This window comes from Pediococcus parvulus (assembly GCF_964063155.1).
Lineage (GTDB): Bacteria > Bacillota > Bacilli > Lactobacillales > Lactobacillaceae > Pediococcus > Pediococcus parvulus.
The window spans coordinates 223,383-245,520 of the sequence record NZ_OZ061292.1; the positions used below are offsets into that span (position 1 = coordinate 223,383).

A 22,138-nucleotide genomic window follows, 5' to 3' on the forward strand; every position below is an offset into this window, starting at 1 on the left:
AATGGTGTAATTTTCGCAAAAAAATGCGTATGATGTGATTGTAAAACTTAGGAGATGGCAAATTTGAAAAAAATTGGGTTTATTGGAACTGGTGTTATGGGCAGTGGCATTATCAAAAACATGTTAAAGGCCGGTTATGCGGTGACCGTGTTTAACCGAACAAAAGCACATGCCGATCCAGTTGTAAAAGCCGGGGCAACTTGGGTGCAGTCACCTAAGAAAGTGGCTCAGGACAGTGAGATTGTCTTTACCATGGTCGGTTTTCCTCAAGACGTTGAAGAAGTCTATTTTGGCGATAACGGAATTTTTGCGGGGACAACAGCTGGTCAAATGGTGGTCGATATGACAACCAGCACGCCAACCTTAGCAAAAAAAATTGGTGCTTACGGTAAAGAACATCAAATTCAAGTTTTGGATGCGCCAGTTTCTGGTGGTGATATCGGTGCGCAAAAAGGGACCCTAACCATCATGGTCGGTGGTGATAAATCGGCCTATGAAGGCTTACAACCAATTTTTAAGGCAATTGGTCAACAGGTTAATTACTTTGGTTTAGCAGGCTCGGGGCAACATGCGAAGATGGCAAATCAAATTATGATTGCGGGAACGATGACTGGAATGAGTGAAATGCTGGTTTACGCACAAGCGGCCGGACTTGATTTGCCAAAAGTTCTCCAAACATTGGAAAGCGGCGGTGCGGATAACTGGAGTATGGAAAACTATGCCCCTCGAATCTTAAAAGATGACTACACACCGGGCTTCTTTGCCAAACATTTCTTGAAAGATTTGCGGATTGCACTAAACGAGGCCGACAAAATGCATTTAAATTTGCCAGCTACTGATGCTGCTCGCAATTTATACGCTCGTTTGGTAGATGAAAAGGGCCTAGGAAACAATGGCACGCAAGCATTAGTCAAACTCTGGTGGAAAGACGGGAAATTACCAAGCTAATTTGGTTTTTTTGCCTCAGTTCGGTACACTAGGCTTTGAAGCTATTTCAAAGCAGGAGTTGTATCCATGAAAAATGAACAAATTTCAAAGGATCGGAAACTCTGGTTAACCTTTTTTCTTGGCTTGATCAGTGCAACCGGTCCTTTATCTTTAGATATGTATTTACCGGCCTTACCAACCATGCAAACCGCTTTTCGTACCCAAACATCCGTGATTCAGATGAGTATCACCTTTTGTCTAATTGGATTGGCAGTGGGTCAATTAATTGTGGGTCCGCTAAGTGATCATTTTGGCCGGCGCATGCCACTATCAATTGGTTTTGCTGTTTTTGCGTTAACCTCAATTTTAATTATATTTGTCCACTCAATCGAAGCTTTTTTAATCCTACGCTTTATTCAAGGGTTAGCTGGATCTGCCGGACAAGTGCTATCCAGAGCGGTTGCCCGTGATTTGTTCTCTGGTAAAGAGCTGACCAAATTTTTTGCCCTATTAATGGGAGTGAACGGCGTGTTTCCTATTATTTCACCAATTATCGGCGGATTTCTCCTGAACTTTATGACCTGGCGTGGCATATTTGGATTGTTGACAATTATCGGTATTTTGGTTGTTATCGGAATCTGGTTAACTCTACAAGAAACCTTACCTGAGAGCTTAAGAAGTAAAGAAAGTATTTTTCAAGGATTCAAATCAATGGGAGCGATGTTCACCAAACGCGACTTTATGTTGATTGCGTTAATTCAGGGCCTTGTTTTTGGTGCCTTATTTAGTTATATCTCGGCCTCATCCTTTGTGTTTCAAAACTTCTTTCATCTATCCGCTCAACAGTTTAGTTTACTGTATGCTTTAAATGGATTAGGAATCATTATTGGTAATAACATTCCGGCTTATCTCACTGCCAAACTTACTAACTTTCAGGTTTTGGGCAGTTCTTTAATCTTAGGAGCCATTTCAGCAGTCGTGATGTTAGGTAGTTTAGGGGTCACACCTAATATGTTCTTGGTGGCGGTTCCGTTATTTGTGATCGTGATTTGTATTGGTGTCGTGAACACAATAGCCACATCGATTGCAATGAACAGTCAGGATAAGAATTCAGATAGTGCATCCGCCGTTTTGGGACTACTGATGAATATTGTGGGAGGTGTTTTCACACCGCTTGCGGGAGCGTTAGGCGCAAGTAGTTATGCACCCATGGCCGTTTTGATTTTTGTAAGTGAAATAGGAGGTTTAATTTTATTTGCCATTTTGCTTAAATTCAAAAAAATGGATAAGAGTCCTGAAAAATAGGCGTTTGTTAACTTAATTTTAACTTCAAATTTGGAAGCAATTGTAGTACAATTAAGTTAAAAGCGAGGTGGAAAATATGGCAAAAGATATCAAAGCAGATGAATACATAACAGGTTCCGAAGTTGTTCACAAAGTCGAACGAATCGGGAGTTTAGCTACATTAGGTAACTGGGCAAAAGAAATGGAACGGATGGGTCATAAATTCCAACATGATGGTCGAGGACGGCGAATTTATGCCGATGCTGACATGAAACTCTTGCAACAGATGAATGATTTACTTGGTGATCGTCACACCTTAAAACAAGCTGTGGATGTTACTTTGGGAATCACTGATAAAGAGGCTGCGGATAAGGCTAAAGCTGCAAAGGATGAAAAAACACCAGCAGTGATTGATACAAAAATGTTGCAAGCCCAAAACAAAGATTTGTCCGAAATCAAAGAAATGTTGGCGCAATTAGTTAAACAAAACCAACAGTATCATGAAGAAAATGTTCAATTACAAGAAAAAGTAACTGAATTGACTGAAATGACTAAGAAAAATGAACAGCTATTACAAGAACCACCAAAGAAAAAATCATGGTGGAAACGACACTTCGGTTCATCAGATGAAGATTAGTTAGGTAAAACTTAAAAAGGCGTTTGGAATTGGGTATGTACGATCACACCAATTCCAAACGCCTTTTTTGCAATTTTAAAGAGTTATTTCTTTTCATTAATGACATAAATTGGCCGGTGTTTGCTTTCGGAATAAATCCGACCAATATAATTACCTAAAATACCTAGACAAAATAGTTGAATACCACCGATGAACAGAATCATGGCTGCTAATGACGGCCAACCAGTTGTTGGATCACCAAAGAAAATCGTTCTAAAGATAATGAAAATAATTGCTAAAACTGAGACGACGCAGGCAAAAATTCCCACAAAACTAGCAATCGCCAATGGCGCTGCTGAAAAATCGATGATAGCTTCTAATGAATATTCGAAAAGTTGCCAAAGTGACCATGAAGTCGTACCAGCTACTCGTTCGCGATTTTCGAAATCGAGATACTTGGTTTTGAAACCAACCCAGCTGAAGATTCCCTTAGAAAACCGGTTAACTTCGGGCATGCTGAGCACGGTATTAACCACTTTGCGTGTCATCACACGATAGTCGCGCGCATTGGGAATAATTTCAACTTTAGAAATTTTGTTGATAAATTTGTAGAATAGGTTCGATAAAAATGAGCGAAATGCAGGTTCACCTTCACGACCTATACGGCGGGTGCCGATTGTGTCATAGTCACCAGTGCTCAATTCTTGTAACATTTGGGGTAGTAATTCAGGTGGATCCTGAAGGTCAACATCCATTAATCCCACAATTTCGCCGGTTGCGGCTTGTAGACCAGCATAAATGGCTGATTCTTTGCCAAAGTTACGTGAAAAAGACACGAAATGAGCAACATCAGGATACTGTTTGTTTAGTTTTTTAAGTTCACTTAAGGTCGCGTCTGATGAACCATCATCGATGAACCACAATTCTAAGGCATAGTTTTGCATTTCAGGTTTCTGAAAAATTTTAGCCATTGCATTGAAGTAAATTGGTACAGATTCTTGTTCATTAAAACACGGGACGATCATTGATACAGTTTGCATTGATTAAAAACTCCTCCCACTACTTTCTCTCAAATTATAACATTTAGAGGCAGGGTAAGTACAAAGTTTTCTAATTTATAACGATTACAATGTATAATGTTGGTGAATCAACTTTCTTTGACTGTAGATTTAATCTGAAAATTGAAACCAAGTAATGGGGGATGACAGTATGAAACCAATTCTAGAACTTCATCATGTGGGTTATCAAGTTGAACAAAATCAAATTTTACAGGATATATCATTAACTGTGGCTACCCAGGATTACATCACGCTCACAGGGCCGTCAGGTAGTGGAAAAAGTACCTTACTCCGTATTATTGCGTCGCTGCTGACAGCTACGCAAGGTGACATCTTATTTAAAGATCAAAACATTGCTGAAATGGATCCGATTCAATATCGTCGCCAAGTTTCTTACTGTTTTCAACAGCCTACTTTGTTTGGAAAAACTGTTGCTGACAATTTAGACTTTCCATTTCAGATTCGCCAAACCACACCTGACGTTGAAAAACAAAAAGCGGCTTTAACAGTTGTCGGATTGCCAGAAAACTATTTGGATAAACGCATTACGGAACTTTCAGGCGGTGAAAAGCAGCGAGTGGCCATGATTCGTAACATTATGTATGTGCCGGATATTTTATTGCTGGACGAGGTGACTGTTGGTTTAGATGAAGAAAATAAACGCATCGTTAATGAGTTAATCGAACATTTTCATAAGGATCATCAGGTGACCATTTTGTCGATCACCCATGATGCGGCGGAATTAAAGCAGGCAAGTCGGTTATTAACAATTACCAAGGGCAGATTGGAGGCATAAAAATGAATTTAGATGTGAATAATTGGTCGCTTACCTTAGCCATGTTATTAGTAATGATTGCGCTGTGGATTGGTTATCGTGAAAAACTAGGTATTGATCGTGAAATTATTATTGGTGTCATTCGGGCAGTCATTCAACTGTTTGTTGTTGGTTATTTGTTGAAGTATATTTTCAAAGTGAACAACGTTATTTTGACGTTGGCGATGTTGCTCATCATTATTTTTAATGCATCTTGGAATGCTCAGAAACGTAGCAACGGGATGACTAACGCATTACTTATTTCGTTTGTCGCCATTTTAGTCAGCACAGGAGTGACACTGGGTGTCTTAATTTTATCGGGAGCCATCAAACTGATTCCATCGCAAGTTATTCCAATTTCAGGCATGATTGCTAGCAATTCCATGGTGGCAATTGGTCTTAGTTATCGCAGTATGAACACGCAGTTTCGCGATCAACGGCAGAGTGTGTTAGAACGACTAGCACTGGGTGGTTCACTGCGGGATGCGTCGATTGGCATTTTGCGGGAAAGTATCAAAACGGGGATGGCCCCAACCATTGATTCTGCAAAAACGGTTGGGATCGTGAGTTTGCCGGGGATGATGTCCGGTTTGATTTTTGCAGGTGTTGATCCAGTGCATGCGATTAAGTACCAAATTATGGTGACATTTATGTTACTGTCGGCCACGAGCTTAGGATCTGTGATTGCTTGTTATATGGCATATCGCAATTTTTATAACTCGCGAAAACAGCTTAAAGACCTGGCGTCAGAAAAATAATAAAAAAATGAGAGTGAAATTAGTGACTTGTGAAAGCGCTCACTAACTTAACATGAACCGCCTACAGTTCTCTACTATAATTAAGAAAATAAATATAATGGGGAGCTGGTTAAATTGGGAGACACGAATGTAAGTACAAAGCAGTTTCGCTGGTTTACGATTGCTTTAATCGCGTTTAACACTGTTTGGGGATTTAACAACGTTGTGAATAATTATGCGCAACAAGGTGCATCCGTGATTACGTCATGGGTTATTATTCTGATTATTTACTTTATCCCCTACACATTGATGGTTGGACAGTTGGGATCCACCTTCAAGAAAAGTGGGGGGTGGTGTGAGTTCTTGGATTGATGAAACATCAACCCGAGGGTTAGCTTACTTTGCGGCATGGACGTATTGGGTAGTTCATGTGCCTTATTTAGCACAAAAGCCACAGAATGTTTTAATTGCAATCAGTTGGGCGTTTACTGGAGCTGGAACCTACTTTAGTCATTTTTCAACAGCTATTTTTTCAATTTTATGTTTGATTGTTTTTCTATTTTTCATGTGGGTTGCTTCAAAGGGAATTACCACACTGGGTGTAATTGCGACATTGGCTGGATTAGCCACATTTGTAATGTCCATCCTGTTTATCTTTTTAGCGATTGCTGCGCCACATTTACCAAATGTAACGGCCGCAACACCGCATTTGACAAGTGTCAAAACGTATATTCCAAACTTTAATTTCGGTTACTTTACCACTTTATCGATGTTGGTATTGGCTGTTGGTGGTTCGGAAAAAATTGCGCCATATGTTAACAAAACGCGTAATGCTTCAAGAGAGTTTCCACTCGGAATGATCATTTTAGCAGTCCTAGTTGGAATTTGTGCAATTGTAGGTTCAATTGGAATGGCGATTATTTTCAATAGTAACGCAATTCCTAAGGATTTAATGATGAACGGAGCTTACAGTGCTTTCCAGCGATTGGGTCAATATTATCACATTGGAAACAGCCTGATGATTACGTATGGGCTGACAAATTCGATAGGTCAAATTGCTGCGTTAATCGTTTCAATTGATGCGCCTCTTCGAATTTTGCTTTCTGGGCATAATGACCAGTATGTGCCAAAATCATTGATGAAACTCAATAAACACGGTGTTTTCATTAATGGTTACAAGATGACTGGTGTGCTGGTTGGTATTCTAATTATGGTTCCTGCATTAGGAATTAAAAACATCCAAGAACTGTATAATTGGCTTTTAAATCTAAATTCAATTGTTATGCCGCTTCGTTATCTGTGGGTGTTTGTTGCCTTTATGTTGTTGAGTAAGCACATGACGAAATTCCATTCCGATTATCGGTTTGTGAAGAACAAGACGATTGGTTGGTTACTAGGTTTTTGGTGTTTCATTTTTACCGCTTTTGTCTGTGTTTTGGGTATGGTACCAAAGATTAGTTTTTCAGCTAATCCACACAGCTGGTTCTTACAATTAGGGATGAATATTGTGACACCAATTGTTTTAATTGCACTTGGTTTGATCATGCCAATGATTGCAAGACGAAATAAAAATAAATAAGTAGACTTTTGATAAGTTTGTCACGCAAATTAATTGTGGACAAACTTATTTTATTCACCAAGATGTGAAAGATTGGTAAATCGGTCCTGAATATGAAGCAGGATCTCAGTGACTTATTTTTAGGCTTGCTTTCTGGTAGAATGGGCATATTAACACAGAAATGGAGACGATGAAACATGAACAAAGTAACCAGCATGTGTACATCAGTTTTAGTGGGGAAAAAGGCCAGTTTAGATGGCTCAACCATGATCGCTCGAAATGAGGATCGGTACTTACCCATTCATCCGAAAAAATTTTATATGCATCCAGCCGTTCAAGGGCAAAAAGTGGTTTTGAAATCACAATTAAATGGATTTGAAGCTCAATTGCCAGAAAATGGCTATCGGTACACGGCAACTCCGGATGCTGATCCGAGTCAATTACACGAAGGTGTGAATGATGAGAGTGGGATTAATGAAAAAAACGTAGCCGTGAGTGCCACTGAAAGCACTTATGGTAACGAACGGACATTAGCTTATGATCCGTTACTCGAAGATGGTTTAGGCGAAGACTCGTTGGAAACTATGGTCCTTCCCTATGTCGATTCCGCAAAAGCAGGGGTTAAGCGGCTTGGAGATTTAATTGCCAAATATGGGTCCAATGCCGGAAACAGTATTTTATTTAGTGATAAAAATGATGTGTGGTATATGGAAATTGTCACGGGTCATTACTGGGTCGGCCAACGCATTCCGGATGATGCCTATGCGGTGGCTGCCAATGAAGTGGCTATTCAGCAAGTTGATTTTGATGATCCTAACAACTTTATGTGGGCCGATGGGATTCAGGAGTTCGTCGAAAAACATCACTTAAACGTGGATGATCAGGGATGGAACTTCCGTCATATTTTTGGTACGTTTAATGAAAAAGACCGTCATTACAATACGCCACGGGTTTGGTATGCTCAAAAATATCTAAATCCCGAAATTGAACAGGATCCAGAATCTGGTGAATTACCATTTATCTGTCATACTGGTCACAAAATTTCGGTGGAAGATGTTGAATTCATTTTAGGTTCCCACTACAACGAAACACAGTTTGATCCACTGGCACCTGGCGAAAGTGCGGACAAATATCGTTACCGGCCAATTTCAATGAATAGAACGCAAAATTCGCATGTTTTACAAATTCGCAACGGTGTCCCTGATGAGCTTTCTTCCATTTACTGGTTGAACTTCGGTGTCCCATCTTTCAGTCCTTATGTGCCGTTTTACAGTAACGCTACCGACACGGACGATACTTACAAGCACACTTCAATGAAGTTCAATTTCAATGATGCTTACTGGATGTACCGGTCGTTATCCATGATGGTTGAAAGTCATTATTCCAAGTTTGTGCAAAGTGACCGTGATTACTTAACTGCTATTCGCGAAACACAACGTCGTCATTTGGAAACGACTGATAACAAAGCAGCTGAACTTTCTGAACAGACTTTGATTGATTATTTAACTGCCCAGAACAAAGCCTTAGTCGCAGATATGCGTAAACAAACTGTTGATTTTATTGGCAGCCTTGTGGTGCAGGGCGCCGGATTATCAAAGCTTACATTCAATATGGATAAGAATTTGTAATTGAAACGGACTAACTAAAAAAGAGGACGGCAAAAACATAGCTTTTGCCGTCCTCTTTATACTTCGCGAATATTATTTCTAAAACGTGAGGGAAAAGGCAGATTCTTCCGCCACAAGAATGGACATTGTCCGGAATCTGACTGCCTTTTTGCCACTCTCTTTTCTTTTACATTCTGATAATATCATCAAATAATTTCATGTTTTCTTGATGTGGGGTATGACTAACCATAATTACCGTTAAATTAGAATTAGTTAGTAAGTCGGCTTCAATTTTTGCAGCTGTTTTAGCATCAACTGAGGAAGTACTTTCATCCATTAAAATAATCTTGATATCGTGACGTAGTAAGCCTCTTGCCAGTGCTAGACGTTGTTTTTGACCACCGGACAAGTTAATTCCGTCTTCACCAACATTGATTTCTAGAAATTGTGGTGCATCCGTCAATGATTGAATTAGATTTGTTTCCACCAAAACCTGTGCCAGTGATTCCTCAGAAAAGTGATCTAACAATTGTAAGTTTTGCCGAACCGTTGCATTTAATAGCCGTGGTTGCTGATCCAAATAAAGAATACGACTTAGAATTGTTTGCTGGGAAAGGTCTTGATAGTTTTTGTCAAACAAAGAAAGGGTACCTGTAAAATCTGTATTGTAACCAGCGATTAGTTTTAAAAGTGTTAATTTACCTGTACCACTTGCACCAAGAATTAGGTACTTTTTTTGAGCAAGAAAAGTATAAGAAAAATTTCGAATTATTGGTTTATCCTGATATTTAAATGACACATTCAATGCTTGAATAGCAGCGACACTGGGTGCTAATGGCACGGTATTTTTTTCCTTTGATAGACGATCAGAAGGGATTAGTTGATCATATTTTCTGAACAGAGGTTTTACACCACGCATACTGCCTAGATAAGTACTCATGTTGCCTAAATTATTGAACACATTGCCAGATAAAGCACCAACCGCCATTAAAGTTCCAATCTTGACAAAGCCATGTAAGGCAAGAAAGCCACTAAGCCCAATCAAAAGAACTTGTGACAAGACGTTGCCGGTAAATCCGATGATTTGTACAATTGTTTGAGTTCGAGTGAGGTGGACATTCGCTTTTTAAGGTCTAAAGATGCTTTTTTAACGTGTTGAGTGACCATTGGAAGGGCAAACAAAGCATATAAAAAATTGAATCCGGATAAAACGTCTTCTACTTGAGAAACAAATTGTTCGTTTTCTTTGGTTAAAGCCTCATTTGAGTTCTGAAGTCGGCGATCCATAATTTTAGGTGCCAAAATAATAATGAATGCCATTACGATTGCCGTTAACGTTAAACTCCAATGGTAGGTAGTCAAAGTAATTAGAGCAAACGTGACACCAAAAACACCTTCGATGACAGTAAAGAGACTTTTAAGACCACTTGAATTGATAATCGTGATGTCATTGTTTAACCAGGATACATAAGCACCAGTATTCTTATTGTGAAATTCTTTATAAGATAATTTTTCGATTTTTTTTAGTGATATGGTGGCGAATTGAAATATCGATGTCTTGAATAACTACTTGAGTGTAATTAGCCACTAAGTAACTAAAGAAGATAACGGCTACCCAAACTAGTAAAAGAAATAAAATTTGGTAAAAAAAGTTTTTCAAATTATGTGCGACTAGTGCATTTAATGAATTAGCATTAAAAACAGACGCTAAAACAGTGAAAAGTTCGGTGATTGCCATTAAAAAAATTAAAAGTGCTACTTTTTGCCAGTTTGCTTTAAGATACTTCCCCATTATGAATCATTTCCTTTTCATGTTTGTCATCCTAGAACTATTTTAGCACAATGTTAAAAAACAAATGAGTAAATGATGAGAATGCCGATAAGCCAAAGCTGAACTTTCATAGAAAGCGTTATCATTTCAACGCTATCGTGTTAAAATGAGGGTGAATTAATAGAAATGTTCAGATAGTTGATTGCATGAAAGAAGTGAGCAGTATGGTAGATAAGATTTATTTTGGTCGTCAACCAAGTTATGCCCCATTGATAAAAAGTCCAATTTGGGGTTTGATTGTCCTTTTTTTCTTAATGTCATTGTCAGTACCGCTTTGGATAGCTTTAGTTGCTGGAGTTGGTGTGATTCTGGCACTCCTTTTGGTTTATTATCCAACTTATATCTTCCATCTTTACGATCGGTGGATGATTTCAGAAAACGGTATTCGGTATTTGCCTATGAAAACATATGGTGAAAAGCTTCATATCATCCTTTTTCCTAAGCAAAATAATTTTAGAAGTATTCAGTTTGAAAACATCCAAACTGCACGCATTATTTCAAGGACAGAGGTAAAGGATTCTTCGGATGTGGTGGCGTTTGGTGCTTATATTCCGGAGGTCTTTATGCCCTGGATGCTTAAACCACATATTTTGGAGATTAAGCAGATGGATGGCAAACTTGTTTATTTAGATTTGTCTTGGGATTTTCGCAACAATAAACAAGCTACAAACAGCAAAATGATTCAGCTACAAAATATCTTCAAAAAAGAAAATAAAATTATCATGGATGTGGATCTTTAAATATAAAAACACAATAGACCAGGCATATATTGCTATTTTGCCTAGTCTATTGTGTTTTTTAAGTCTAATAAGTTATGCTGAAGTTTAATCCAAATCCGTTACGTGGGCATATCCAGCAATATAGGGTTTCCAATAAGATGCCATATAGCTTTCCTTAATGACACCACGATCTTGTGCATCTATCATTTGGTTATCGCCTGAAACTACGATTCCCACATGATCAATGGTGGCACCACCGTTATAACTGAAAAATACCAAGTCGCCCGGTTTTACATTACTATGCGAAACGTGATCAAAAGCGTTATATTGTGCTTGAGCGGTTCGAGGCAATGTTTTATTGAGCGCGTTTTTGAAAATGTATTGTGTTAATCCTGAACAATCGAAAGTGTCTGGGCCAACCGCACCGTACACATAGCTTTTGCCAAGCTGTTTTTTAAGTAAGCTAATTAGATCGCTATACTTAGCTGTGCTAGTCTTGTCACTTGTAGCGGCTGTCTTTTCAGGCTTAGAATCAGCCTTAATTTGTTGACCCTTTTGTTTAAGACTAATAGTGGATAGTGTCCTTGTATGATTACTTGTTGCTTGAATTCCTTGGATAGGTTTAATGCTGTCCGCCGAAATGCTGGATTGGGCGAAGAAGATCGCCAAAAATGTTGTAAAGAATAGTAAAATGGGTAGTGCGGTTTTAGTTTTCATGTGAACTCCTTATTTTTTGAACTGATTTAATAATCATAACAAGCTAATATTACGAAACTTTAACAAAAATATTTTAAAAGTAAGTCTAGTTATTACAGAAACGGAATGGATGGAGGTGCGACACGAATGGCAGGCAATAAAATTGGAATTCGGCAATTGGTGGAGTTTGTTCTTCGTGCCGGCGACCTCAGTTCCAGTAGTAACAGCCAAAACACAGCCCTCGAAGGTGCTCGAATTCATCGCAAACTGCAAAAAACAGGCGGTGAAAACTATGAAAAAGAAGTCTACGTCAAACGCACAGTTTCGATGGCGGGGGAAGACTATGTGATTGATGGCCGGGCCGATGGTGTCATTCAAACTAACGATAGTTTAGTGATTGAAGAAATTAAAACATCGGATCCTGATTTTGAAGATTTGTCGGAAAACACACTCACACTTTATTGGAGTCAGGTCAAAGTTTATGGGGCAATTCTGACGCACGATTTAGATATGCCCGAAGTGACGTTGAGACTGACCTATTACCAGCGAACAACTGACAAAATCACGCAAAATGAACATGTGTATAAGCGTGAAGACCTACAAGACTTTTTTGATGGTCTGATTGAGGAATACCGTAGTTGGCTTGTCATGCGTAGCGATTGGCGTAAGAAACGCAACGAAAGTATCAAACAATTGGCCTTTCCGTTTGATGAATATCGCAATGGTCAGCGTGATTTAGCGGTTGCGGTGTATAAAACAGTCGCCCTAAAAAAACGCCTTTTTGTTGAAGCTCCAACTGGAACAGGTAAAACTATCTCAACTTTGTTTCCCGCCGTTAAAGCCATGGGCGAAGGATTGAGCGATCGGCTATTTTATCTTACTGCCAAACAAAGTACGCGAAGTGTCGCTGAAAAAGGGATCCAACTCATGGTGGATAAAGGTCTGCAGATTAAAAGCATTACACTGACCGCCAAAGATAAGATTATTTTTCCTGAGGAGGTTGATGTGGCTCCTGAAGATAATCCTTACATGATTGGCTATTATGATCGTTTGAAGGACGGCATTCGGGATGTGTTTGAGCACGAAAACCAAATTACGCGTCCCACAATTGAAAAATATGCCAAGAAACATACGCTGGATCCGTTCGAGTTTTCGCTAGACATTTCCACCTTTATGGACGTCATTATCTGCGATTACAATTATCTTTTTGATCCAATCGTGTATTTACAGCGCTTCTTCTCCCAACCGGATGACAGCAACTTTTTCTTGGTCGATGAAGCGCATAACTTAGTTTCACGATCGCGGGACATGTATACGGCCGAAGTTGATGATCGTGAGATTGATAATCTCTTAAAGGCTGCTAAGAATGCCAGCCAAAATGAAGATGTCCAGGGAATTTCAAACCAGCTAAAAAAAGTGCAAACCGTTTTTGACCAAGTTAAGTTACCTTTAGTTGAACAACATAAAACAAAGGCTGTGACCACTGAAGAACTGGATAGTTTTCGTCACGGATTAGAAAAATTCAATTCGTTTGTGTCGGACTGGTTAGCTAAACAAGAACCAACGCCGTTCACCTCCCAAATTTTGGATTTCTATTTCACCTTGTTAAGATACGTCAAAATTTCGGCGTTCTACGACGAAAGTTATCGCGTCATTGTCACGTTGAATGATGATGAAAGTGTGAGTGTGAAGGAATTGTGTTTGGATCCGAGTCCTTATTTGGATATGTCTCTTAAAATGGGCCGGGGCGTGGTTTTCTTTTCGGCCACGTTGTCGCCAATGGATTATTTCAAAGAAACTTTAGGCTGTGAAACGACTGGCTTAAGTTTGCAGTTAACCTCACCGTTTTTAGAACAGCGACAAAACATTTTGATCACACAGTATGTCAATACAACGTACAATCAACGGGATAAAAGCGTGCAAAGTATTGTCACTAGTATTTTTGAAATGGTTAACGCCAAAAAAGGAAACTATTTGATTTTTTGTCCCTCCTATAAATATATGACGCAAATTGAAAATGCATTTTTAGATCAGTATCAACAATTTAATGTGATTGAACAAAGCAATCAAATGGACGAAACGGCGCGGAAAGAATTTTTGGACGCGTTTGCGAAAAATTATCCCCATTCCTTGATTGGTTTCAGTGTGCTGGGCGGTATTTTTTCGGAGGGGATCGATTTAGTGGGCGATTACTTGATTGGCGTGGCGATTGTGAGCGTTGGGTTGCCAGGCTTGAGTGATGAGCGCAATTTGTTGCGTGATTATTTTAATGACAAAAATGGAAAAGGATTTGAATATGCGTATCAATTGCCGGGGATGAATCATGTGCTGCAAGCGGCAGGAAGGCTGATTCGCAGTAATGAGGATGCCGGTAACGTGTTGTTGATGGATAACCGCTTTGGTTCACGACGCTATACAAACCTGTTTCCTCGCCACTGGCAACATTATCAACGGGTGTATTCGGTCGATCAACTGGGCAAAAATATCAGTAATTTTTGGCAGAGACTGAGTGAAACAAAGAACTAAATGATTTAAATGAATTGTTTGAAGACTAAATAGCTTGCAAAATAGAAACTGGCTTAGCAACGAAATCTTTGTTGGTGCTTTAGCACTAACAAAAAGGTCGATCTTTAAGATTTTTTTGGCTTAAAGTTGTGTCCGTTGTGTTCCCGCCCAGGTTTCTAAGGAACAAGCTATTTAATCCCCAAACAATTCATTTTTTAGTTTAAACCAAGTTATTTAGGGGTTATCCATATTTCTTGTTTACAGGGGTCTACATAATCGGTATATTATAAAAGGACCGTTGCAATTATTGGGATTTATACATAGAAAGAGGGAGCCCGCAGACATGTATTTGCTTATTAATATTCTTGGTATTCTTGTTTTTATCGGCGTTGCATTTTTATTCTCCAAAGATAAGAAACACGTTGATTGGCGTTCAGTTATTACCATGTTGGTTATTAACGTCTTCTTGGCCTGGTTCTTAACTGGTTTTTCGATCGGTATTGATGGTGTTAAAGCCGCTGCTGATGCGTTTAACTGGATGGTTCAGATTTCCTATTCAGGGATCGGTTTTGCCTTGGCTAGCTGGGTAAACGTCAAACAAATGGATTTTGTGACAAGTTCCTTATTACCAATTTTGATGATTGTGCCATTGTTTGATATCTTGACTTACATTGGTTTCTTACCTTGGTTGATCAAATGGGTTGGCCGCGGATTAGCATTTATTACCCGTCAACCTAAGTTTGAATCTTTCTTCGCAGTTGAAATGATGTTTCTTGGTAATACTGAAGCGCTCGCTGTTTCGAGTTTGCAATTGAAACAGATGAAAGCTCAACGTTTGGTAACCATTGCCATGATGTCGATGAGTTGTGTGACGGCCTCAATTCTGGGTGCTTACATGCAAATGATGCCCGGCCAGTATGTCATTGCCGCAGTGCCAATTAATATTGTGAATGCAATTATTGTGACGATTATTTTGAATCCTGTTACGGTGACACCTGAAGAAGATGTTATTGCTAAAATTGGTAGCAGTGCGCAAGTTGCTGAAAATACGCAAACAACTGATCCAAGTGGCTCCGAAGAATTAGCTGAAGATCAAGTTAAGGCTGATGCCAAACCTAAAAAAGAACCATTCTTCTCATTCTTGGGTGATTCAATTTTAGGTGCCGGTAAACTGGTTTTGATTATTTTAGCGAACGTGATTGCCTTTGTGGCGTTAGCTAAATTAATCGATTCTGGCATGCAGTTAATCGCACCTTGGCTAACTTTGGAAAATATTTTGGGAGTTATCATGTTCCCATTTGCTTGGCTTTTAGGATTAGATGTGCCAACAGCCTTCAAGTTTGCCCAATTCATGGGAACCAAATTAGTTACCAATGAATTCGTGGTGATGGGAAAAGTTTCACCTGTTGTGCAATCTTATGCCCCTCATTTCAAAGCAATGTTGACTGTCTTCTTAACTTCGTTTGCGAACCTTTCAACTACCGGAATGGTTATCGGAGCGTTCAAGGGAATCGTGGATCGTAAAAAGAACGATGTGATCTCTAAAAACGTGGGCTACATGCTGTTATCTGGTGTGCTAGTTTCGTTAATGTCGGCCGGCGTGGTTGGCCTGTTTAGTTGGTAAAATGAGTAATAAAGTGACAGATATCTAAAAACTGTCACAAAACAATGTAAAAGTAGTGAATAATCGTGCCTTTGAGAAATTTTGGCAGAATATTCACTATTTTTTTACATATTTTTATAAAACGCTTACTTTATGTAAATGATAATTAGATCTAAATTATGGTTAATATAGATTAAATTTGCAATAAATATAAAACGCTTGCTATGCTCAAATTAAAGTAATAGGAACCATAAGATTACTGTGATAAATTTGAACGTTGCCGTTTCGTGTTTTAGGAGGGATAGCTGTATGACCATTAGGAAGATCTACTCGGTTCTAATGGTTGGCTTGCTACTTTTTGGAATTGGGTACCCTGCCACGGGAGCCTTTGCCGAAGAAGATCAAACTGACCAGTTTAGAATTACGGAGACAGAACTAACGAACGAAAATGATGAAAAGTTGGAGGAGGTTGATGCTGATAAACAAGTGAATGCCAAGTTTCACTTGAAGATGACTGGAAAACAGGCACGAGAGAATGATGGTACAGTCCTGAAGTTGTTGGGAACCGACACATTAAAATTGTCGAGTACAACCCAAGAAATTACGCCCGAAGTTGTGAATGGCACATTTTCAACGGCACCTAAAATGAGTTATAAATATAGCTCTGAATTTAGTAGTTACATGTTGAAATGGAACAAGTCTGAATTTGAAAACATTGCAGATGATCAAGTGTTTGACTACGAAATCACCTTGCCGTTGGAAATTCAAACGATTGCGGAAGATTTTAAGGCAGATATCCAAATGCAGTTTAGTGGCTTAACGCAAGCAGTAAACTTTGGAAGCTTATCATTTTTAGCACCTGTTGAAAATGAAAAAGCAGAATCTGCTGATAGTACATCAACTGAAAAAGAATCAGAAACTGAATCCGAAACTAAACAGGATAGCAGTGAGAGCGAATCTGAATCAGATGATGCGGATGCCACAGATGCGACTTCAAAGGCAACGAAAGCTACAAAAAGTGGGCAAACTAAAACAACGCGACCACTAGAACAAATCCCAATTCCTACACTACCAGATAGAACAGGAAATCCATTAGGAATTGCAGCAAATTTCCATATTTTTGCGGAAAATTTTGCTAATGGGGGGCAAGCTCATACAAGTGGAAACATTGCGGTTAACTCATTAACAAGTCATGCCGAAATTGGTAATGAGAAGCGTGACACGCGTTGGCAAGAAACTAGTTATGTAAACTCATATGATGGTCGACGAGATCGAATTACTATGAGAGCTGCCGTTTTCGGAAATGACCATTCTTTGACTGATATTAATAATGGTGCACAAACTTTTTTGACTGGTGGACCATTAAATACAGGAAGAGTCGAATATCAGTATCAAAACTCTGGTAATACGATTACTGGAGCGGCTATCAATGGAAACTGGATTGATGTAACTAGTACGCTTGCCACGCTTCATCAGACTCGTAACGAGTTAGCAAGAACTCCGTATGCAATTGATTTTGATGACACACGTTATCTGACAACAGATGGCAATAAGTTGACATTAAACTTTGAAGACGAAGCTGTACAAAACACTTTTGTTATCAAAGTAAGTAATGCGCAAATAGCAGGAAAAGAATTAGATATTAGATTACGAGATGATCAAAATTTAATTTTTATTGCGACGCCTCAAGCGGATGGCGGACTGGGCGCATCAGACATGAAAATTTTTGTTGATGGTGTAGGAGTTGGCTCTGACCCTGAAGCCGGAGAGAATCAAAGATTTAATTATTCAATTTTATGGGTAATTCCAGAAGATGTAAAAAAAGTTCAACTGGTGGGTAGTATATTCTTTGGATCGATTTTAGCACCAACTCAAGAAGTTACTAGTACAACGAACTTTAATGGAACAATTGTGGCTAACACATATACTGGCTCATCTGCCGAAACACATTCTTGGACGTACAATCCAACTACCGAGGTAGAACCCGAACCGGAAGAAACGAGATTAGTTCTACGAAAAACGATTGAAGGTAGTGACGAGAATAAACAAGAAAAATTCCAGTTTGTTATTACGAGATTAGATGAACCGAATTTTACAGGTGTTTTAAAAATGCGTGTTAGTGGTGAAAGCACAGATCGTGAGCTTCGATTTGTAAACGGGGAATCTGAGACAATTACCTTGGGACATGAACAGTTCGTTTCCTTAGTTGTACCAGATGGATCAAAATTCTCGATTGAGGAAACTGATGGTCCATTTACAAGCACATCAATTACATTTAACACGGATCCCGGAACAACTATTGATGGAAAATTCACTGGCAAAATTGTGATGGGAACCGTAGACAAAGGTGAGAGTCAGCTTGTAGATTATGTGAACAAATTTACCGAGGAAGAACCAGGAACCAAGGATCTTCAAATCAAAAAAACAGTCTCTGGTGCTGTTCCGGATGATACTAAGTTTAAGTTTGACTTGAAGATTGATCCCGCAAAAGAAGGTATCTATAAATACACAATTGGCAACGATGAACAGGAAATCACGTTTAATTCGGATGGTGAATCGACTTCTCCAATTGAACTTACCGCTGGTCAAACTGTCACAATTAAGGATCTCCCAGAAGATGCCAAAGTAACTGTGACAGAAGTTGAAGCAGATGGTTATAAAACGGACATCACATACAATAATGATACTCAAGAGAGTCAAAAATCGATTGAAATTGATCTCTCAGTCATTGATGGCGATTCAACATTAGTGACTTTCAATAATCATTTAACTGCACCAACTATGCCAATAACTGGTGGTATAGGTAACCTCATTATTATTCTAGTTGGCTTGATGGTACTGGCTTCCGGCATGTGGATGTATCGGAAAAAAGTGAGGTAGAGCAAATGGATAATTGGATTATTCTCCCACTGGTATTGGAACGGCGCGGATAAAATTTTTTCAACAAAGATAATAGAACAAGTTTTCAACGGCTGTAAGCAAAAAATCAAAGAGGGTAATAGCTAGAATACGAGGAGGAAGAATATATGAAATCAACGAAAAAAGGGCTCTTCAAGAAGCTCGGAGCAGGACTGTTGGTTATGGCAGCAATGGCACCATTAGCACTGGGAATGACTAGCGTGAAAAGCGTAAGTGCGGCAGAAACAGATGATAAGGTTACCGTCAGTTTGCATGAAATGATCAGAGGTAAAGACGCCAAAGATATTACAAATACTGGTGCTGAGTTAGATAATCTTGATGATTATACAAATTGGAATCGAGAAGACGATGGGGATGTTGCATTTTCTATCTACAGTGTAGATGCAGCCTTTGATGCTTGGAAAAAGAAAAGTACAACGCCATCATATGAAGATGATGGAAAAGCATTCAATGCATTTCAACAATATATTTTGAACTTTGACGGAGAACAAGATGAGTTGTTAGCTGATTTAGGAGTATCAGCTCCTATCCAGACTATTGATTCCAGAACATCTGAAATCAATGATAATCTGTTTAATTTTACCAATATTACAAATAACGGTAAGTATATGATTCTGGAAACATATATTGATACAGATCATACAACTTCTAAAGCAATTCCAACTGTTTTTAGTCTTCCATTAGCGGCTGCAACCGGAAAAACGGTGCATTTATACGCTAAAAATACGGTACCTAAAACGGATCCGGAATTAGAAAAGAAAATGGAAGATAAAGATCAACCAGGTGAATTTGAACTTAAAGAGAATATTGAATTTACCTTAACTAAAGATGGTTCGACTAACTTTGAACCTGTAGAAGCTTCTACTGATGAAAACGGTATTTTGAAAATTAAAAATTTATCAGCAGGTAACTATACATTAACGGAAACAGAAGTGGATGGTTATACGCCTGCAGTAATTAAGTTTAAAGTTTCACAAGGTAATATCTCAATTACCAGCAGTACTCCTGATGACGTAACAGTAAATCAAGTAAATGGTGTTTGGACCTTTTCTGTAAAAAACTATTTAGTTTTTGGTGAAAAAGACTTTCTGAAAGTGGATGGAGACGATCGTAGTGCCTTAAACGGTGCTGAATTCTATGTAACCAATAATTCAACAATTGGAGCAGGAAAATGTGCAAAATTTGAAGCCAATAAATTCGTCGGATGGGTAGATACAACAGAAAAAGCGACTAAGTTTACTTCAGGTGACACAGGAGTAAAGGGTGGCTTTAATATTCCATCAATGCCTTATGGCACATATTATCTTGAAGAAACAAAAGCTCCAGATGGATATGCACCATTAGATAAGACAATTTCATTTACAATTAGTGAAACTTCTGAAGCTGCTGCAGCAAAAGAAATCGAAAACTCAACATATGGTCTTCCAATCACTGGTGGTATGGGAATCTGGGTATTCGTCCTTATCGGTGCAGTATTGATGGGTGGATCTGGATACTATTACTACAAATCACGTAAAAACAAATTAGCTTAATCGCTAACTAATTTTTACCACATAAAGTTTCAACAATAAGGATGCTTGTTCATCCTTATTGTCATACATAGCTCAAAAAAATCTGTTTTCCAAAGGAGGTGCTGGTCATTAAACGAAAATGGCTAAAACGAACACTCGCAACCCTAATATTTGTAATTGGTCTGAGCATTATTGTCTTTCCATTCGTATCGAATGCTATGTCACAACAGCAACAACATCGCATGATTGATACCTATAACTCTGTTTCACGACATAGCAAACAGGCTGTCGTAGTTTCGACCTCCAAACTTAATAAAACTTGGTCTTGGCTGAAGAATCCGTTTCAAAAATTTAACGTCAAAAAAGTGGATAAAAACAAAAAATCCAACGTAATGAATGGGATGCTGACGCAGGTGGAAATGCTGGGAACCATCAACATTCCTGGAATTGACGCTAAATTACCCATTTTTAAAGGTACTGATGATCTGCAATTAAGTGAAGGCGCTGGTCTTATGGAAAAAACGTCCTCGCTAGACGGGAAAAAAGGCTCCCACAGCGTGGTCACGGCTCACCGTGGTTTGCCGGGAAGCAAGCTGTTCACGGACTTACCAAAAATGAAAGTTGGCGATCGGTTCTTCATCAACTCTAAAGGTAAAAAAATGACCTACAAGGTGGATCGCATCAAAACGGTCAAGCCAACAGAACTAGATAATTTTCAAAGGGATGATAACTATAACTATGTGACGTTGATGACCTGTACACCTTACATGATCAATACCCACCGTTTGTTAGTCCGGGGGCATCGCATTCCAAACGAAAAGGAACCGGCAGCAAAGAAACAAATTCCATGGTTGTGGATTGGTCTCGGTATCCTTGTAGCAGGTGGCGCAACATATGGTGGTTATCGTTGGTACAAACGCAAGAGCAGAAGAAGGTGAGCTAAATGAGCCGAAAACTAAAAGGATGGTTGCTGGGATTGATTTTCTTGTTTGGTTTACTGATCATGCTGATTGCGCTGTTAAGTGATCCGCTGATTCGTCACATGGGAAATCAAGAAGTGGATGATATGACTGCTGAAAAGGTGGAAGCAGCCAAACGAAAATCGGCTAATTTTGATTATTCAACAGTCAAAATGCTGAATCCAGTTAGCGTTAGTTTAGATGCTGTCCAAAATGCCGCTCAAAACGCCATACAGAGTGGCAATGCTTCTGAATATGCGTCGGTCGGCAAAGTTGCGATTCCTAATGTGTCGCTTCGATTACCCATTGGGAAAGGATTGGGCAATCAGGTCCTGTCACGAGGTGCCGGCACCATGTCGGAAGATCAACAGATGGGCAAGGGCAACTATGCCATGGCTGGGCACTATATGACGAATACGCGGATTCTGTTTTCACCTTTAAAACGGGTGCGGGTGGGCGACATGATTTACCTTACGGACATGAAAAAAGTTCACCGTTACCGTACCTACAGCAAACGGACCGTCCCCAAAAACGAAGTGGAAGTATTGCGAGATGTTCCTGGTAAAAAAGTGGTCACACTGATTACCTGTGCTTCGGCGAACTACAATGAACCAAATCGAATCGTGGTTCAAGGCGAACTTGTCGGCACCAGTACCAATTTAAACCGTTATAAAAATATTTTTGGGTAATACCAGAAGTGTTTTTTGATAATTGCGGAACGAATTTAGGGCTATTCAAATTGCGAGAAACCAGTACAATGGAACTAAGGAAACCAACTTTATGAGGAGGTCACA

The 22,138-nt window shown here is 39.2% G+C and carries 18 protein-coding genes and 1 pseudogene; 14 read left to right on the forward strand and 5 right to left on the reverse strand.

Annotated features, from left to right (window positions below):
- Window positions 1–63 precede the first annotated feature (63 nt).
- The 3 genes from AB3217_RS01075 to AB3217_RS01085 all read left to right on the forward strand — a co-directional run bounded on the left by AB3217_RS01075 (window position 64) and on the right by AB3217_RS01085 (window position 2,848).
- On the forward strand, window positions 64–948 hold the full coding sequence (locus AB3217_RS01075) for an NAD(P)-dependent oxidoreductase (RefSeq protein WP_367365152.1): 885 nt from the start codon (window positions 64–66) through the stop codon (window positions 946–948).
- Between the two features lie 66 nt (window positions 949–1,014).
- Window positions 1,015–2,232: a multidrug effflux MFS transporter gene (locus AB3217_RS01080; protein WP_068806684.1), complete on the forward strand. Its 1,218-nt coding sequence runs from the start codon at window positions 1,015–1,017 to the stop codon at window positions 2,230–2,232.
- Window positions 2,233–2,308: 76 nt separating this feature from the next.
- The gene (locus AB3217_RS01085; protein ID WP_057784402.1) at window positions 2,309–2,848 is read left to right on the forward strand and encodes a hypothetical protein; all 540 of its coding nucleotides are present in this window, start codon (window positions 2,309–2,311) and stop codon (window positions 2,846–2,848) included.
- An 83-nt stretch (window positions 2,849–2,931) separates the two neighbouring features.
- Here AB3217_RS01085 and AB3217_RS01090 read toward each other — a convergent pair whose 3' ends face one another.
- The gene (locus AB3217_RS01090; RefSeq protein WP_057784403.1) at window positions 2,932–3,867 is read right to left on the reverse strand and encodes a glycosyltransferase family 2 protein; all 936 of its coding nucleotides are present in this window, start codon (window positions 3,865–3,867) and stop codon (window positions 2,932–2,934) included.
- A 169-nt stretch (window positions 3,868–4,036) separates the two neighbouring features.
- Here AB3217_RS01090 and AB3217_RS01095 point away from each other — a divergent pair, with 169 nt between their 5' ends.
- The 4 genes and pseudogenes from AB3217_RS01095 to AB3217_RS01110 all read left to right on the forward strand — a co-directional run bounded on the left by AB3217_RS01095 (window position 4,037) and on the right by AB3217_RS01110 (window position 8,622).
- Window positions 4,037–4,681 (forward strand): ATP-binding cassette domain-containing protein, encoded by a 645-nt coding sequence (locus tag AB3217_RS01095; protein WP_057784404.1) that lies wholly within the window; start codon window positions 4,037–4,039, stop codon window positions 4,679–4,681.
- 2 nt (window positions 4,682–4,683) lie between these two features.
- Window positions 4,684–5,457, forward strand: coding sequence for an ABC transporter permease (gene fetB, locus AB3217_RS01100; RefSeq protein ID WP_057784405.1), 774 nt, complete (start codon window positions 4,684–4,686; stop codon window positions 5,455–5,457).
- Window positions 5,458–5,571: 114 nt separating this feature from the next.
- A pseudogene (locus AB3217_RS01105) lies at window positions 5,572–7,015 on the forward strand (APC family permease).
- A 176-nt stretch (window positions 7,016–7,191) separates the two neighbouring features.
- Window positions 7,192–8,622, forward strand: a complete 1,431-nt coding sequence (locus AB3217_RS01110; protein ID WP_367365531.1) for a C69 family dipeptidase — start codon at window positions 7,192–7,194, stop codon at window positions 8,620–8,622.
- Between the two features lie 166 nt (window positions 8,623–8,788).
- On the opposite strand, the gene AB3217_RS01115 is transcribed toward AB3217_RS01110, so the two are convergent.
- The 3 genes from AB3217_RS01115 to AB3217_RS01125 are packed head-to-tail and all read right to left on the reverse strand — an operon-like array spanning window position 8,789 to window position 10,393.
- Window positions 8,789–9,661 (reverse strand): ATP-binding cassette domain-containing protein, encoded by an 873-nt coding sequence (locus AB3217_RS01115; RefSeq protein WP_367365532.1) that lies wholly within the window; start codon window positions 9,659–9,661, stop codon window positions 8,789–8,791.
- The gene (locus AB3217_RS01120) at window positions 9,643–10,152 is read right to left on the reverse strand and encodes an ABC transporter transmembrane domain-containing protein (protein ID WP_084254291.1); all 510 of its coding nucleotides are present in this window, start codon (window positions 10,150–10,152) and stop codon (window positions 9,643–9,645) included. The genes AB3217_RS01115 and AB3217_RS01120 overlap by 19 nt, the downstream gene beginning before the upstream one ends.
- Complete coding sequence (locus tag AB3217_RS01125) at window positions 10,100–10,393, reverse strand: hypothetical protein (RefSeq protein WP_057784410.1); 294 nt, start codon at window positions 10,391–10,393, stop codon at window positions 10,100–10,102. The genes AB3217_RS01120 and AB3217_RS01125 overlap by 53 nt, the downstream gene beginning before the upstream one ends.
- Window positions 10,394–10,596: 203 nt before the next feature.
- Here AB3217_RS01125 and AB3217_RS01130 point away from each other — a divergent pair, with 203 nt between their 5' ends.
- Window positions 10,597–11,172 (forward strand): hypothetical protein, encoded by a 576-nt coding sequence (locus AB3217_RS01130; RefSeq protein ID WP_068806670.1) that lies wholly within the window; start codon window positions 10,597–10,599, stop codon window positions 11,170–11,172.
- An 84-nt stretch (window positions 11,173–11,256) separates the two neighbouring features.
- Here the strand turns inward: AB3217_RS01130 and AB3217_RS01135 are convergent, their stop codons facing one another.
- Complete coding sequence (locus tag AB3217_RS01135; protein ID WP_057784412.1) at window positions 11,257–11,868, reverse strand: C40 family peptidase; 612 nt, start codon at window positions 11,866–11,868, stop codon at window positions 11,257–11,259.
- Between the two features lie 126 nt (window positions 11,869–11,994).
- On the opposite strand from AB3217_RS01135, the gene AB3217_RS01140 reads away from it, so the two are divergent.
- The 6 genes from AB3217_RS01140 (at window position 11,995) to AB3217_RS01165 (ending at window position 22,033) form a co-directional block, all read left to right on the forward strand.
- Window positions 11,995–14,373: an ATP-dependent DNA helicase gene (locus AB3217_RS01140; protein WP_057784413.1), complete on the forward strand. Its 2,379-nt coding sequence runs from the start codon at window positions 11,995–11,997 to the stop codon at window positions 14,371–14,373.
- A gap of 322 nt (window positions 14,374–14,695) precedes the next feature.
- The gene (locus tag AB3217_RS01145) at window positions 14,696–15,976 is read left to right on the forward strand and encodes a NupC/NupG family nucleoside CNT transporter (protein ID WP_367365533.1); all 1,281 of its coding nucleotides are present in this window, start codon (window positions 14,696–14,698) and stop codon (window positions 15,974–15,976) included.
- Window positions 15,977–16,264: 288 nt separating this feature from the next.
- A complete protein-coding gene (locus AB3217_RS01150) occupies window positions 16,265–18,835 on the forward strand; it encodes a collagen-binding domain-containing protein (RefSeq protein WP_367365143.1) in 2,571 nt (856 codons plus the stop codon).
- Window positions 18,836–18,981: 146 nt separating this feature from the next.
- Complete coding sequence (locus AB3217_RS01155; RefSeq protein WP_367365534.1) at window positions 18,982–20,406, forward strand: SpaA isopeptide-forming pilin-related protein; 1,425 nt, start codon at window positions 18,982–18,984, stop codon at window positions 20,404–20,406.
- A 98-nt stretch (window positions 20,407–20,504) separates the two neighbouring features.
- The gene (locus AB3217_RS01160; protein WP_198145821.1) at window positions 20,505–21,323 is read left to right on the forward strand and encodes a class C sortase; all 819 of its coding nucleotides are present in this window, start codon (window positions 20,505–20,507) and stop codon (window positions 21,321–21,323) included.
- A gap of 5 nt (window positions 21,324–21,328) precedes the next feature.
- Window positions 21,329–22,033 (forward strand): class A sortase, encoded by a 705-nt coding sequence (locus tag AB3217_RS01165; protein ID WP_367365535.1) that lies wholly within the window; start codon window positions 21,329–21,331, stop codon window positions 22,031–22,033.
- Window positions 22,034–22,138: the final 105 nt, after the last annotated feature.

Bases quoted from the DNA above. Each gene is read 5' to 3' on its own strand.
- AB3217_RS01080 (WP_068806684.1), top strand. From the start codon at position 1,015: ATGAAAAATGAACAAATTTCAAAGGATCGGAAACTCTGGTTAACCTTT.
- AB3217_RS01085 (WP_057784402.1), top strand. From the start codon at position 2,309: ATGGCAAAAGATATCAAAGCAGATGAATACATAACAGGTTCCGAAGTT.
- AB3217_RS01090 (WP_057784403.1), bottom strand. From the start codon at position 3,867: ATGCAAACTGTATCAATGATCGTCCCGTGTTTTAATGAACAAGAATCT.
- AB3217_RS01095 (WP_057784404.1), top strand. From the start codon at position 4,037: ATGAAACCAATTCTAGAACTTCATCATGTGGGTTATCAAGTTGAACAA.
- fetB (WP_057784405.1), top strand. From the start codon at position 4,684: ATGAATTTAGATGTGAATAATTGGTCGCTTACCTTAGCCATGTTATTA.
- AB3217_RS01110 (WP_367365531.1), top strand. From the start codon at position 7,192: ATGAACAAAGTAACCAGCATGTGTACATCAGTTTTAGTGGGGAAAAAG.
- AB3217_RS01125 (WP_057784410.1), bottom strand. From the start codon at position 10,393: ATGGGGAAGTATCTTAAAGCAAACTGGCAAAAAGTAGCACTTTTAATT.
- AB3217_RS01130 (WP_068806670.1), top strand. From the start codon at position 10,597: ATGGTAGATAAGATTTATTTTGGTCGTCAACCAAGTTATGCCCCATTG.
- AB3217_RS01135 (WP_057784412.1), bottom strand. From the start codon at position 11,868: ATGAAAACTAAAACCGCACTACCCATTTTACTATTCTTTACAACATTT.
- AB3217_RS01140 (WP_057784413.1), top strand. From the start codon at position 11,995: ATGGCAGGCAATAAAATTGGAATTCGGCAATTGGTGGAGTTTGTTCTT.
- AB3217_RS01145 (WP_367365533.1), top strand. From the start codon at position 14,696: ATGTATTTGCTTATTAATATTCTTGGTATTCTTGTTTTTATCGGCGTT.
- AB3217_RS01150 (WP_367365143.1), top strand. From the start codon at position 16,265: ATGACCATTAGGAAGATCTACTCGGTTCTAATGGTTGGCTTGCTACTT.
- AB3217_RS01155 (WP_367365534.1), top strand. From the start codon at position 18,982: ATGAAATCAACGAAAAAAGGGCTCTTCAAGAAGCTCGGAGCAGGACTG.
- AB3217_RS01165 (WP_367365535.1), top strand. From the start codon at position 21,329: ATGAGCCGAAAACTAAAAGGATGGTTGCTGGGATTGATTTTCTTGTTT.